The organism is Streptomyces echinoruber (genome assembly GCF_014651135.1).
In the GTDB taxonomy this organism is placed as follows: domain Bacteria; phylum Actinomycetota; class Actinomycetes; order Streptomycetales; family Streptomycetaceae; genus Streptomyces; species Streptomyces echinoruber.
Map to the genome: position 1 here is coordinate 121,154 of NZ_BMWH01000021.1, position 12,520 is coordinate 133,673.

8 protein-coding genes and 2 tRNA genes are annotated in these 12,520 nt (G+C 74.2%); 6 read left to right on the top strand and 4 right to left on the bottom strand.

Features of this window, described 5'->3' with window-relative positions; translation table 11 throughout:
- Window positions 1–355 precede the first annotated feature (355 nt).
- Window positions 356–718 carry a site-specific integrase gene (locus tag IE225_RS33390; protein WP_229879918.1) on the top strand — a complete coding sequence of 121 codons (363 nt, stop codon included), beginning with the start codon at window positions 356–358 and terminating at the stop codon, window positions 716–718.
- A 7-nt stretch (window positions 719–725) separates the two neighbouring features.
- On the opposite strand, the gene IE225_RS22955 is transcribed toward IE225_RS33390, so the two are convergent.
- Window positions 726–798: transfer RNA gene (locus tag IE225_RS22955), tRNA-Arg, on the bottom strand.
- Window positions 799–1,378: 580 nt separating this feature from the next.
- Here IE225_RS22955 and IE225_RS22960 point away from each other — a divergent pair.
- Together IE225_RS22960 and IE225_RS22965 are read left to right on the top strand one after the other, a co-directional pair.
- On the top strand, window positions 1,379–1,810 hold the full coding sequence (locus tag IE225_RS22960) for a DUF7144 family membrane protein (protein WP_190059484.1): 432 nt from the start codon (window positions 1,379–1,381) through the stop codon (window positions 1,808–1,810).
- 243 nt (window positions 1,811–2,053) lie between these two features.
- Entirely contained in the window at window positions 2,054–2,683 is a 630-nt protein-coding gene (locus IE225_RS22965) for a potassium channel family protein (protein WP_373303259.1), read from the top strand.
- Between the two features lie 148 nt (window positions 2,684–2,831).
- Here IE225_RS22965 and IE225_RS22970 read toward each other — a convergent pair.
- Window positions 2,832–2,922 (bottom strand) — tRNA-Ser (locus tag IE225_RS22970).
- 186 nt (window positions 2,923–3,108) lie between these two features.
- Here IE225_RS22970 and IE225_RS22975 point away from each other — a divergent pair.
- Together IE225_RS22975 and IE225_RS22980 are read left to right on the top strand one after the other, a co-directional pair.
- Complete coding sequence (locus tag IE225_RS22975) at window positions 3,109–3,696, top strand: SSI family serine proteinase inhibitor (protein ID WP_190059485.1); 588 nt, start codon at window positions 3,109–3,111, stop codon at window positions 3,694–3,696.
- A 457-nt stretch (window positions 3,697–4,153) separates the two neighbouring features.
- On the top strand, window positions 4,154–8,989 hold the full coding sequence (locus tag IE225_RS22980) for a PAS domain-containing protein (RefSeq protein WP_190059486.1): 4,836 nt from the start codon (window positions 4,154–4,156) through the stop codon (window positions 8,987–8,989).
- A 148-nt stretch (window positions 8,990–9,137) separates the two neighbouring features.
- On the opposite strand, the gene IE225_RS22985 is transcribed toward IE225_RS22980, so the two are convergent.
- Window positions 9,138–9,716, bottom strand: a complete 579-nt coding sequence (locus tag IE225_RS22985) for a TetR/AcrR family transcriptional regulator (protein WP_190059487.1) — start codon at window positions 9,714–9,716, stop codon at window positions 9,138–9,140.
- Between the two features lie 130 nt (window positions 9,717–9,846).
- On the opposite strand from IE225_RS22985, the gene IE225_RS22990 reads away from it, so the two are divergent.
- On the top strand, window positions 9,847–11,046 hold the full coding sequence (locus IE225_RS22990) for an MFS transporter (RefSeq protein ID WP_190059488.1): 1,200 nt from the start codon (window positions 9,847–9,849) through the stop codon (window positions 11,044–11,046).
- 97 nt (window positions 11,047–11,143) lie between these two features.
- Here IE225_RS22990 and IE225_RS22995 read toward each other — a convergent pair.
- The coding region (locus IE225_RS22995) for a long-chain fatty acid--CoA ligase (RefSeq protein WP_190059489.1) at window positions 11,144–12,520 on the bottom strand (1,377 nt) is incomplete at its 5' end.

Here is a 12,520-nt window from a genome sequence, read left to right on the forward strand (position 1 = left end):
TGGACCATCCGGTGCTCCCTGGATCGTGTGGAATCGCTGACCGGAAACCGGCATCAGCAGCGTCCTCGGCAGGGCAAGAGGCTCCTTCGGTGACGAGTTCCCGTTTCCAAAAAGTCCGCGCGGCGGAGTGCTTGAAGGGCCTGCCCGGGCCGGGGAGGCCCTGCGCCGACACCGTGTCGCTGATCAGGGCATCGGACGGGCGCTGCTGGACCATCTCCCGTCCGAGCGGCACCGCCGAAGCTGAAGGCGAGGTTCCGCAAGACAGCGAGCAAGGACGACTTCAAACGGGGCGACCATCCCCCGCACCCCGTCCAGACGTGCATGCTCGAGGCCCGAGTGATCAAGGACAGGTGCCTTGACGACGGAGGCAACCTCGACCCCATACGCCCTCGCTGGAGTCCGCAAGGTCCGCTTCCGCGACCCGCGCCACACCTGCGCGTCCCTGCTCCACGAACAGGGCGCCGACGCCCGCATGATCATGGAAGCCCTGGGTCGCGGCTCGATCCGCGTGACCATGGACATCTACACCTTCGTACGGCTCGACTCCCAGCGCTCCGCCTTCGACCACGTCGGGGATGCGCTGCGGGGTGACGGCGACGCGGCCGGCGTCCCGGTACTTTTGATCGGCCCTTCTTCCGCCCGCCGGGGCGGTTGCCGTCAAACACTGCCGTCAAGGCACAGGCCAGGGGCCCTGTGGATCACTCCACAGGGCCCCTGAGCTGCTGCGCACTCGGCAGGATTCGAACCTGCAACCTTCTGATCCGTAGTCAGATGCTCTATCCGTTAAGCTACGAGTGCTTGTTCTGTTGTCGTCTCCGCTCCCGGGGCTTCCGTCCCGCTCGCGGCGACAGGAAGAACATTACATGACTGCCGCCGCGATTGTGAAATCCGATTGGCACACCCCTTGTGACCTGCGGAAACGTGCTCGTGGCGGAGGGTGGGGCCGGGGGCGGTGGAGCCTCGATCAGCGGGATCGGGCCGGGGGTGGCGTACTGCTTCGGCGCGCCCCCCACTGGCTGCTCGGGCGTCGTGGCCGGCGCGTCCACTCGGTCGCCACGTCGGCCTCGCGAGCGATCGCGGGTCTTGGCGTCGTCGCGTCGTCCGTGCCCCGGGCGAGAAGCTTGCGAGAAGTCCGACCCGTATCCGTCCCGCCGTCTCCGGTACCGCCCACCGGTGCCACCGGTGCCACCGGTGCCATCGATGCCACCGATGCCGTCTGTGCCGCCGATCGGGCGTCACCCACGTCGCAATCGCCCCGCATGCCCCAGGGATCACCGAGATGCAGAGTCGCCGCAGGAGTGTGAGCCTGGATGAGAGGCCGCACCGCTCGGGGGCAGTCTAGGCACGATGCGACTCGCTTCTCCGAAAGGACGAGCACATGACGAGCAACGTGAGCGATGCGCGTCACCACCGGGCCGGGTGGGAAGCGCGGAGCGTGTGGGCAACGGGATGGACCGCTGCGGCGGCGGTTCTGATGATCTTCGGTGGGCTCATGGCGGTCTTCGAGGGCATCGCCGCCATCGCCAAGGACGACATCTTCGTCACCACCCCGAACTTCACGTACGAGTTCAGCCTCACCGGTTGGGGCTGGGTGCACCTGATCCTCGGCATCCTGGTGGCCCTCACCGGGTTCGCGCTGTTCAGTGGAGCGGTGTGGGCACGTGCCGCGGCCGTCGTCCTCGCCGGGCTGAGCATGCTGGCCAACTTCGCCTGGCTGCCCTACCAGCCGGTCTGGTCGATCGTGCTCATCGTCGTCGACGGCTTCATCATCTGGGCCCTGTGCTCGCCTCGCCGCGAGGCCCAGGCCTGAGTGTACGAGGCCCAGTCCTGCGTGTACGGGGCCCAGTCCTGCGTGTACGGGGCTCAGTCCTGGGTGTGCTCGGCCGGGGCGGACTCGGCGGCGGAGCTTTCGTTTCGGAAGGGGCCCCGGGCCGGGCCGTGAAGCGCGGATGGACGCCGGAGCCCGGATCCCCTGTGTCCGCGGCTCCAGGGCCCTCCCGTCCCGGATCCGGGGGTGGTCGACCGTGGAACGAGAGGTCGGAGCGACGCCACGATGGGAGACGCATCCGGGCCGGGAAGCAGCCGCACGTCCGGCTCCGGTTCCGGCGCCGCGTGGCGGGCCGCCCGGACCTGGCTGTTCACGGTGGCTCTCGTGGCCGTCATGGTCACCGGGTACTTCCGGCTTCCCATCGACCGCCTCGGTCCCCGTCACGCCGCCCAGAGCTGGACCCTCTTCGCCCTCGCCCTGATGTTCGTGGCGATCATGCTGCTGCGGCAGATCCGGAACGTGCTCCTCAACCGGCCGCACACCCACCCCGGGCTGGTCATCCCCCTGTTGATGTGCCTGTCCATACTGATCTTCGCGACCACTTACCAGGCGCTCGCCCAACGCCCCGGCGAGTTCAGAGGGCTGACGACCCGCCTCGACGCCCTGTACTTCACCCTGGTCACCCTCGCCACCCTCGGCTACGGCGACATCACCCCACGGGGCCAGTCGGCACGCCTGGCCACCATGCTGCAGATCCTCTACAACTTCGTCTTCCTCACCGCCGCGGCGACCGCCCTGACGCAGCAGATACGCAACGTCGTACAACGTCGCGGAGGCGCCGCCCGGACAGGCGCCGGAGCGCCAGAACGCCGGAGTCCCCGGAATGATCAGAGTGACCCCGAAGTGAAGGAGTGAAGTGATCAGAGTGGCCGGAGGCCCGGGAGGGGTCCGGGTACCGAAGGAGCATCGGCGTGGTCGTCGCCGAAAGGGGCGATCGCGGGAAACACCTCCGGAAACGACGCGGGAGCCCGGCCCGAACGGGCCGAACTCCCTGGTCGTACGGCGGAGGCGGAGGGATTTGAACCCTCGATGGGCTTTAAGGCCCAAACCGCATTAGCAGTGCGGCGCCATAGACCGGACTAGGCGACGCCTCCAGCACAGGCCGCCCGCGTGGATGTGCGCGAGTGGTGTGTGCAGATGATGGCACAGACGAGCGTGGTGTCACCAATCGCCCCCCACGGTACTAGGCGGGCGGGCCGCAGGGCAAAGTCTTTGGGGCGGGGAGGCGGGCGGGTCGGCGGTGGGCGCAACGTACGGGCGGGCGGGGCGTTAGGCAGGGCATGTCGCAGGTCATCCCGTCGTCCGTGTCCGGTGCGCGCCCGCTGCGGCGGGCCGTTCTCCACGTCGGCCTCCTTGCCGCGCCCCTCCTCTCGGCCGTGCCGCTCGGCGCGGCCCAGGCCGGGGCCGTTCCCGCCGGGGCCGTTCCCGCCGGTGCCGTCTCCGTCGGGGCTGTTCCCGCCGGCGCCGTTTCCCAGGGTTCCGGGGCCCTCGTCGCGCCGCCGCCCGTGCGGGACGAGGACCGGGCGGACGGTGACCACCTCACCGTCACCGTGCACAACGCCGGGCGGGAAGCCGACGGGACCTACGAGGTGGAGTGCCATCCCGCCCGTGGGTCGCACCCGGATCCGGACGGGGCCTGTGCCGTCGTCGAGCGGAACACCCGGTGGGGGCGGGAGGTCTTCGCGCCCGTGCCGGAGGGGAGTGTGTGCACCATGCAGTACGGGGGGCCGGCGACGGCCCATGTCACCGGGACCTGGAACGGGCGGCCGGTGGACGCCTGGTTCGACCGGGCGGACGGGTGCCGGATCGCGCGGTGGGACCGGTTCGTGCCCCTCCTGCCCGACCTCCGCCCGGCACGACCGTCGTGACCCGTCCCGTCCCCGTACGGCAGTGCGACGCGATCACGTACGGCACAGCACGGCAGTACGAAGTGGCCACGTACAGCAGACGGCGGTACGAGGCGACCACGTACGGCGGTACGAGGCGGCCACGTACGGCAGCACGGGCAGTACGGCGCGGCCGCCCCGGGCCCGGGGAGCTCACCCCCGACGCCCCGTCACCGGCTCCCCCGCCCCCGCACCGGCGCCGTAAAAGTCCCGCGAAAGTCCTGCGAAGCGAAAAAACCGACGTCACGTGCGGCCTGCGGGGCGCGGGGCCGGTTTTCCGGGGCGGTTCGGTGTCACCGCGTCGTGCGACCTCCCTCGCATCCGGCGTCGCGAGCGCAACCGGTGCCCTTAGACTCCCTCGCGTGACACGTCGCGGGCCGGTTGGCAAGATGGCCCCGGCGGTCGGCAGCAAGCGGCGGTAACAGGGAGGAAGCGTCTCGTGAGCAGCAGGCCATCCCGAGGCGCTGCTCGCCTCGCTGCCATACTGGACGCCCTGCCGGACGCGCTGGTGCTGGTCAACGCCAACGGCACCGTCGTCAACGCCAACACCATCGCGCTGGAGACGTTCGAGACGCCGGGCACGGCGCTCGTCGGGCGCGGACTGCTGGATCTGCTGCCCCAGTTCGACTCCAAGCTGATCCCGGGCTCCATGCGGCGGCCCGACCACATCGACCCCCGCGCGCGCACCAAGCCGACCCGGATGATCGCGCGCCGCACCGACGGCACCGAGTTCCCGGTCGAGGTCACAAGCGCGAATCTGGAGAACGGTCAGCAGGCCTACGACGGCTACAGCTACGCCGGCGACGAGCTGCTGATGCTCGTCGTACGGGACCTGACCGGAACCGTCGACACCGAGGCCGAGCTGGCGCGGTCGCAGCGGCAGACGGAGATGATCCTGCGGGCCGCCGCCGAGGGTGTCGTGGGCACGGACACCGACGGGCGGATCGTGCTCGTCAACCCGGCCGCCGCGCAGATACTGGGCTACCGGGCCAACGAGCTGGGCGGCCGCGAGCTGCACACGCTCGTGCTGCACTCCCGCGCCGACGGGTCGCCCTTCCCGTACGGCGAGTCGCCGCTCGCCGACACGCTGCGCTCGGGGCGCAAGCACCGGGTGCGCGGGCAGGTGCTGTGGGCGAAGAACGGCGACAAGGTGCCGGTCGACCTGACGACCGCGCCGGTGCGCGACGGCGACCAGCTGGTCGGCGCCGTGATGACCTTCACCGACCGGCGGCCCTACGACGCCGTCGTACAGGAGAAGGAGGAGCAGGCCAAGCAGCACGCCGAGGAGCTGGAGCGGCTCGCCGAGGAGCACGCCGCCGAGCTGACCGCGCTGCGCCAGCAGCACGTCACCGAGATCGAGGAGCTGAAGGAGCGGCACGCCGAGGAACTCGCCGCCAACGAGGAGCGCTACGCCGCCCTCGGCGAACGCGAGAAGGACCGCTACGAGGCCCTCGCCGCCCGCTACGAGCAGCTGCTGACCCTGCTCGGCACCTCCCTGCGCGGCCCCCTGGACGAACTGCGCCGCGAGCTGTCCGCGCTCGCCGCCGACGACGCCGGGCAACTGTGGCCCGAGGCCAACCAGATCCTGCACTACCTGGCGGCCGGCTACTCCCGTATCACCACCCTCATCGACAACGTCCTCGGCTACCAGCGGCTCGACGCGGGCACCGAGCAGATCTCCCGTACCAAGGTGATGCTCGACGCCGTCGTCGCCGCCGGTGTCGACGGGGCCGTCGAACTGATCGGGCCGGGGCGGGTGCAGTTCGCCGTGCACGCGCCGCCCATCGAGGCCGAGGTCGACCCGCGGCGGCTCGCCACCGCCCTCGCCCACCTGGTCGCGGACGTGGCCGGCGTGAACGCCACCGGCAACGCGCCCGTCTCCGCGACCGGCGGCTACCTCGACAACACCGTCGTCGTGGCGGCGGCGCAGCGCGGCGAGGTCGTACGGATCGAGGTGCGCGGGCCGTACGCCGGGGGCGACCCGGTGCACGAGCCGATCGTGCGCGGGATCGTGCGCGCCCACGGCGGTGTGCTGCAGACCCACGAGGTGCCGGGGATGAGCGGCAGCGCCTACGTCCTGGAGGTGCCCCTCGGGGGCGGGGCCGGGGCCGTCGCCGCGGCGCCGCAGCAGGCCGAAGCAACGGCCGAAGCAGCCGCCGCCGGGGCCGGGACCGAGCCTCAGGACGTCTCCGCTTCCGGCTCGGATTCCGGTTCTGGTTCTGATTCTGGTCCTGGTTCCGGGCCTGGTTCCGGCGCCGTCTCCGGTTCCGGTTCCGGCGAGGCGGCCCCGGCGGGCGGGGGCGGACGGCGGCGGGCCCGGCGGGCCTCCACCGACGCCTTTCTCGACGGCGACACCCCGGGCGGGGGCGAGGCCACCGGGGCGGCGGCACCCTCCGGTACCGGGCGGCGCCGCAAGCCGCCGGCCGACGAGCCGACCACCGCGGAGGCGGTGGAGGCCGCCGAGGGCACCGGGCGGCGGCGCGGACGTCACGCCGAGGCCCCCGCCGCCGGCTCCGGCTCCACCGCCGGTGCCGCCGAGGGCGCCGTCGTCACGGCCGACGAGCACGCCGCCGGCACCGCGGCCTCGGCCAGCGGACTGGGCGGTACGGTGCCGCCGCAGGGCGTGCCCGCGTCCGGCGGCCGGCGTGCGCGCCGCGCGGCCGGCGAGCCGCACGCGCTGCCGCCCGCCCTGCCCACCGCACCCACCGCTTCCGGGGAGGGCGCCGCGGCCCAGGCCGGTGCGGCGGCCCAGCAGCCCACCGGGCGGCGTCGGCGTGCCCTGGCCGCCGCGGCGGAGCGCGCCTCCGCGCAGGAAGCCGCGCCGCGCACGGTCTTCGCCCTGCCGCCCGCCGAGGCGGACCGCCCCGCGGCGCAGAGCGCGGACACCGAGCAGCAGGGCCAGCCGGTCCAGGCGGTGGAACAGGGTCCGCAGGGCCAGGCGGAGCAGGCGGGGCAGCAGGGCCAGGCGGGGCAGGCGGGGCAGCAGGCCCAAGCGGTGCAGAGCGCGCAGGGGCTGGTGCCCGCCCAGGTGGCGCCGGGGCAGCCGGTCCCCGCACAGGGCGTCCCCGGGCAGGGCCTGCCCGCCCAGGGCGTTCCCGCACAGAGGGGCGTGCCGGGTGGTGGGGTCCCGGGGCAGGTGCCCGCCGCGGCCGCCGCGCCGGTGCCGGCTCCGGCGGTTCCCGTCGCGCCCGGTGCCGGTCAGCGCGGTGACGACGGCCGCCACGACGCCGTACCGCACGACCAGGCCGACGACCACACCCCGCCGCAGCCGCATCCCACGAGCGCCCCGACCGGGCGGCGCCGACGTGTCGTCGCCCCGCCGGCGGCGGAAGCGCCCGGTGTGCCCGCTCCGGCGGATCCGGCCGGGCCCGGGCAGGGCGGCGCCGTCGGCATGGTCCCCCACCAGGCCGGTTCGGTGCAGCCCGGACAGCCCGTCACGCAGCTTCCCCAGACCCAGCCCGGTGCCGCCGTGCCGGCGCAGGACGCCCCGCAGCAGGCGCCCGCCGCCGGTCCGGTCGCCGTGCCCGCGCAGGCGCAGCCCGCCCAGCAGCCGGTCGCCGGTCAGCAGCCGGTCGCCGGTCAGCCGCCCGTCCCCGCCGCCGTACCGGCCCAGCCCCTGCCCGCGGAGGCCGCCCCGGCGCCGCAGCCGTGGCCGGCCACCGGCGACACCTCCGGCACCGGCGTCCCGGTCCCGCCGCAGGGCGGCGCGGTCCCTGTCCCGCCGAACGGTTCCGCCGCACCTGTCCCGCCGACGGGCACCCCCGCGCCGGTCCCGCCGCAGGGCGCGGCGGCCCCCGTGCCGCCGAACGCCCCGGCCACCCCGGCCGCCCAGGCCCCGGCGGCAGCGGCCGCCCCCGCGCAGGCCGCGCCCGTACAGCAGCCCACCCCCGCCTCCGGCACCCCCCTGCCGCCCGAGCAGCCCGCCGGACACCCGCAGCCGCTCGTCCCCCCGCAGGCGCAGCCCGCACAGGCACAACCCGCCCAAGCGCAGCACGCACAGGCCCAGGCGCAGGCCCGCCCCGCGCAGCCGTTGCCCGCCGAGGGCGCCGCACCGGCCGCACCGGCCGCGCCGGCGGACGCGAACACGACGCAGGGCCGGCCGATCAGCGTGCGCACGCTGGGGCAGGGCGTGCCGTTCAGCCGGCAGGCCGCGCAGGTGCAGGCGCCGCAGGTGCCCGCGCCGCCGCTCACGACGACCCCGCCGCCGCACCACCCCGGCGGTTCGGGACGCCGCCGCAAGCTGGGTACGCGTCCGGATCCGGACCAGGGCGAGCAGGCGGCCCGGCAGCATCCGAGCGCCGAGCAGCCGTCGGGCCGGACGCCCACCCCCACGGCCGTACCCACCCCCGCTCCCGCGCCGGCGCCCGCGCAGCCGATGCCCGCGCCCGCTCCGGCGCAGCCGCGGCTCGGTGCGGCGACCGAGGGTGCGGGTCGCTCGTACGCCATAGGAGCACCGGACGAGAACGCCGCCGAGGGGCCCGAGCCGCTGGACGGCCCCGGAGGCGCCGTCGAGGTGGCGGACCCGCCGCGGCCGCAGCCGCTGGACGACGAGCTGCCGCCGGAGCCGCTGGACAACCCGCGGCGGCTGTTGGTGTGGCCGGCGCCGGACGCGTCGACGCAGCAGGCGCTGAGCGACCGGGGCTACCGGCCGGTGATCGTGCACTCGCGCGAGGAGGTGGACGCGCAGATCGCCGCGTTCCCGGCCGCGCTGTTCGTCGACCCGCTGACCGGGCCGATCACGCGGACCGCGCTGCAGTCGCTGCGGCAGGCGGCGGTGGCGGCCGAGGTGCCCGTCCTGGTCACGGCCGGGCTCGGGCAGGCGACCCGGGAGGCGGCGTACGGCGCCGATCCGGCCGTTCTGCTCAAGGCGCTGGCGCCGCGCGACAGCGAGCAGCACCCGCCGCGGGTGCTGCTGATCGAGGAGCACGCGGAGATCGCGCTGGCGCTGACGGCGACGCTGGAGCGGCGCGGGATGCAGGTCGCGCGGGCGGCGAGCGACACGGACGCGGTGACGCTGGCGGGACAGTTCCGGCCGAACCTGGTCGTGATGGACCTGATGCGGGTGCACCGGCGCCGGGCCGGCATCGTCGACTGGCTGAAGGCGAACGGGCTGCTCAACCGCACCCCGCTCGTCGTGTACACCGCCGCCGTCGACCCGGCCGACCTGCCGCGCCTCGCCTCGGGCGAGACGGTGCTGTTCCTCGCGGAGCGGTCGACCAGCGCCGAGGTGCAGAGCCGCATCGTGGAGCTGCTGGCGCGGATCGGGACCAACTAGCCCCTCGGCGCCGAGGACACCGACCGGTCCGTCGTGGCCGGTCGGCTCATCGGGACCGACCAGTTCCTCGGAACCGGCCGGCTCATCGGGGCCGACCGGCCCGCCGTGGCCGGTCGGCCCCCGTCCGCCGACGTGGGGCGCGGTCGGCTCACCTCGCGACCAGTCTGCGCGCCGCCTCCTGCACCGAGGCGCGCAGGCGGGCCCGGTCGGTGTCCTCGGCGCCGACGAGAATGCGGGCCATCTGCGGGACGACGGTGGTCCAGTTGGCCATGGCGATCAGCAGGAACAGCAGGTCGGCGGCCGGGATGGCGTCGCTGATCACGCCCCGGCGCTGGCCGTCGCGCAGGGCGGCGACCTTGCGGGCGTAGTGCTCCTGGCGCGCGGCCTCGTCGGGCAGCTCGGCGGTGCCGTACTCGATGCCTTCCCAGTAGAGCAGGCGCAGCAGTTCGGGGTGGGCGGCGTGGTAGTCCATCAGGCGGTCCAGCCAGCCCTCGATGTCGTCGGGGTCGACCGGGACGGCGGCGGCGAGGTCGACCATGCAGCGGCCGAGGACCTGGGAGAACAGCTCGGCCTTGTTGCCGTAGTAGGCGTAGATGAGCTGCTTGTTGGCCTTCGCCTCGGCCGCGATGCGGTCGATGCGGGCGCCGGCGATGCCGTGCCGGGCGAACTCGGCCACCGCCGCGTCGAAGATCCGGGCCTTGGTGGCCTCGGCGTCCCTTGCTGCCATGGGCACCAGCGTAGCCCCTCCAGTAACCAACTATTTGGTTGACAGGGAATCGCAGAGCCTCCCAGACTGTTTCACCCATTACCCAACCAACGAGTTGGTTGTCGAAGTCGGCTTGAAGGAGCCCCTCCCCATGCCCTCGTCCGCCGCGCCCCGCCGCGCCCCGCTGCGGACCGCGAGCCCCCGGGGCACGTCGCCCTCCCTCTTCCTCGTCCTGATCGCCGCCTGCACCGCCGCGACGGTCGCCAACATCTACCTGGCCGCCCCGCTGCTCAGCCTGATCGCCCGCGACTTCGGCTCGACGCCCCCGGCCGTCGCCTGGATCGCCTCCGTGGCGCAGCTCGGTTACGCGGTCGGCCTGCTCTTCTTCGCCCCGCTCGGCGACGGCGTCAACCGGCGCCGCCTGGTCGGCGCCCTGACCGTCGTCACCACGGCGGCGCTGGCCGCCAGTGCCGCCGCCCCCGGCATCGCCGTCCTCGCCGTCGCCGTCTTCGTCACCTCGGCGGCCACCGTCATCCCGCAGCTCCTGGTCCCGCTGGTCGCCGAGCGCGCGCCCGCCGACCGCCGGGCCCTGCACGTCGCGGCCGTCATCTCCGGCCTGTTCGCCGGCATCGTCGCCGCCCGCGTCCTGGGCGGCCTGGTCGGGCAGGCCTTCGGCTGGCGGTGGGTGTTCGCGGGCTCGGGCGTGCTGACACTGACCCTGGGCCTGGCGACCGCGTCCGTCCTGCCCGCCGAGCGCCGGGACCGGGACGGGAGCCTCCTCGCCGGCATCGCCGCGCTGCCCGGACTGCTGCGCCGCTCCCCCGACCTGTGGCGGGCCTGCGTGCGGCAGGCCGGGATGTTCGGCGCCTGGAGCGCGCTGTGGACCTCGCTCGCGCTGCTGCTGACCGGCCCGGCGTACGGCCTGTCGACGGCGACCGCCGGGCTGTTCGGCCTGTTCGGGCTGACGGCGAGCGCGGTGGCACCGCCGGCGGGCGGACTGGTGGACCGGTTCGGCGCGGCGAAGACCGTGCGGGCCGCGTTCCTGGTCGCCGCCGTCTCCGTGCCGCTGTTCTGGCTGGGCGGCCACGTCCTGGCGGCCCTCTTCGCGGCCGCCGTGACGATCCACACCGCCCTCGTCGCCTCGCACGTCGCCAACCAGACCCTGGCCCTGACCACCACCTCCACCCCGGCCGCCGCCAACACCGCCTACGTGGTCTCCGGCTTCGCCGGCGGCGCCCTCGCCTCGGCCCTGGCGGGCCCGGCCTTCGGCCACTTCGGCTGGGGCGGGGTGTGCGCGGTGGCGGGCGCGTGGCTGGTGCTCGGCTGGGGCGCCACGGCCGTACGACGGTGACGCCCCGTAACGCCGCGGGACCGGGACCGGCCGTACGACGGTGACGCCCCGCGGTGCCGTGCCGGAGGGGCCCAGGGGGCCGGAGTGACCGGAGCCTTCAGAGCCGGGTGACGTCCAGCTCGCCCTCCGCGTACTTGCGGCGCAGCACCTTCTTGTCGAACTTGCCGACGCTGGTCTTGGGCACCGCCTCGACCAGCGTCCAGCGCTCCGGGAGCTGCCACTTGGCGATCCCGCCCTCCTCGGCGAGGAAGGCGCGCAGGGCGGCGAAGTCGGCGGTGGCGCCCTCCTTCAGCACGACGGTGGCCAGCGGCCGTTCGCCCCACTTGTCGTCGGGGACGGCGACGACGGCGGCCTCGGCGACGTCCGGGTGGGACATCAGGGCGTTCTCCAGCTCGACGGAGGAGATCCACTCGCCACCGGACTTGATGACGTCCTTGGCGCGGTCGGTGAGGGTGAGGTAGCCGTCGGGGGAGATCGTGCCGACGTCGCCCGTCTTCAGCCAGCCGTCCTCGCTGAACTTGTCGGCGGGGCGCAGCGGTTCGGCGTCCGGGCCGTTGTAGTAGGCGCCCGCGATCCACGGGCCGCGGACCTCCAGTTCGCCGGCGGAGGTGCCGTCCCAGGGCAGGCGCTCGCCGTTGGGGCCGGTCAGGCGGGCCTCGACGGAGCAGGCGAAGCGGCCCTGGGTGAGGCGGTAGGCGAACTCCTCGTCCGTGCCGACCGCCTGCGCCGGCGGGCGGGCGACCGTGCCCAGCGGGGACGTCTCCGTCATGCCCCAGGCGTGGCAGACCCGCACGCCGAGCTTGTCGAAGGCCTCCATGAGGGAAGGCGGACAGGCCGCGCCGCCGATGGTGACCTGGGTGAGCGAGGACAGGTCGCGGGGCCGCGCGGTCAGCTCGGCGAGCAGGCCCTGCCAGATGGTGGGGACGGCGGCGGCGTGCGTGGGCCGCTCCTGCTCGATCATCTCGGCGAGCGGGGCGGGCTGCAGGAAGCGGTCCGGCATCAGCAGGTTGACGCCGGTCATGAAGGTGGCGTGCGGCAGGCCCCAGGCGTTGACGTGGAACTGGGGGACGACGACCAGGGAGGTGTCCTGGTCGGTCAGGCCCATCGACTGGGCCATGTTGACCTGCATGGAGTGCAGGTAGATCGAACGGTGGCTGTAGACCACGCCCTTGGGGTCGCCGGTGGTGCCGGAGGTGTAGCACATGGCGGCGGCCCGGCGCTCGTCCAGTTGCGGCCAGTCGTAGCCGTCGGGCTTCCCGGCGAGGAGGTCCTCGTACTCGTGGACCTGGGCCGGTGCGTCCTGCAGCAGCGAGCGGTCGCCGGGGCCGGAGACGACGACGTGCTCGACCGTCTTCAACTGCGGCAGCAGCGGGGCGAGCAGCGGCAGCAGGGAGCCGTTGACGACGATCACCCGGTCGGCGGCGTGGTGGACGATCCAGGTGAGCTGCTCGGCGGGCAGGCGCAGGTTGAGGGT

Excerpts from the sequence above, each read along its gene's own strand:
- IE225_RS22960 (WP_190059484.1), top strand. The coding sequence starts at position 1,379 with ATGACGAGCAACGTGAGCGATGCGCGTCACCACCGGGCCGGGTGGGAA.
- IE225_RS22965 (WP_373303259.1), top strand. The coding sequence starts at position 2,054 with ATGGGAGACGCATCCGGGCCGGGAAGCAGCCGCACGTCCGGCTCCGGT.
- IE225_RS22975 (WP_190059485.1), top strand. The coding sequence starts at position 3,109 with ATGTCGCAGGTCATCCCGTCGTCCGTGTCCGGTGCGCGCCCGCTGCGG.
- IE225_RS22985 (WP_190059487.1), bottom strand. The coding sequence starts at position 9,716 with ATGGCAGCAAGGGACGCCGAGGCCACCAAGGCCCGGATCTTCGACGCG.
- IE225_RS22990 (WP_190059488.1), top strand. The coding sequence starts at position 9,847 with ATGCCCTCGTCCGCCGCGCCCCGCCGCGCCCCGCTGCGGACCGCGAGC.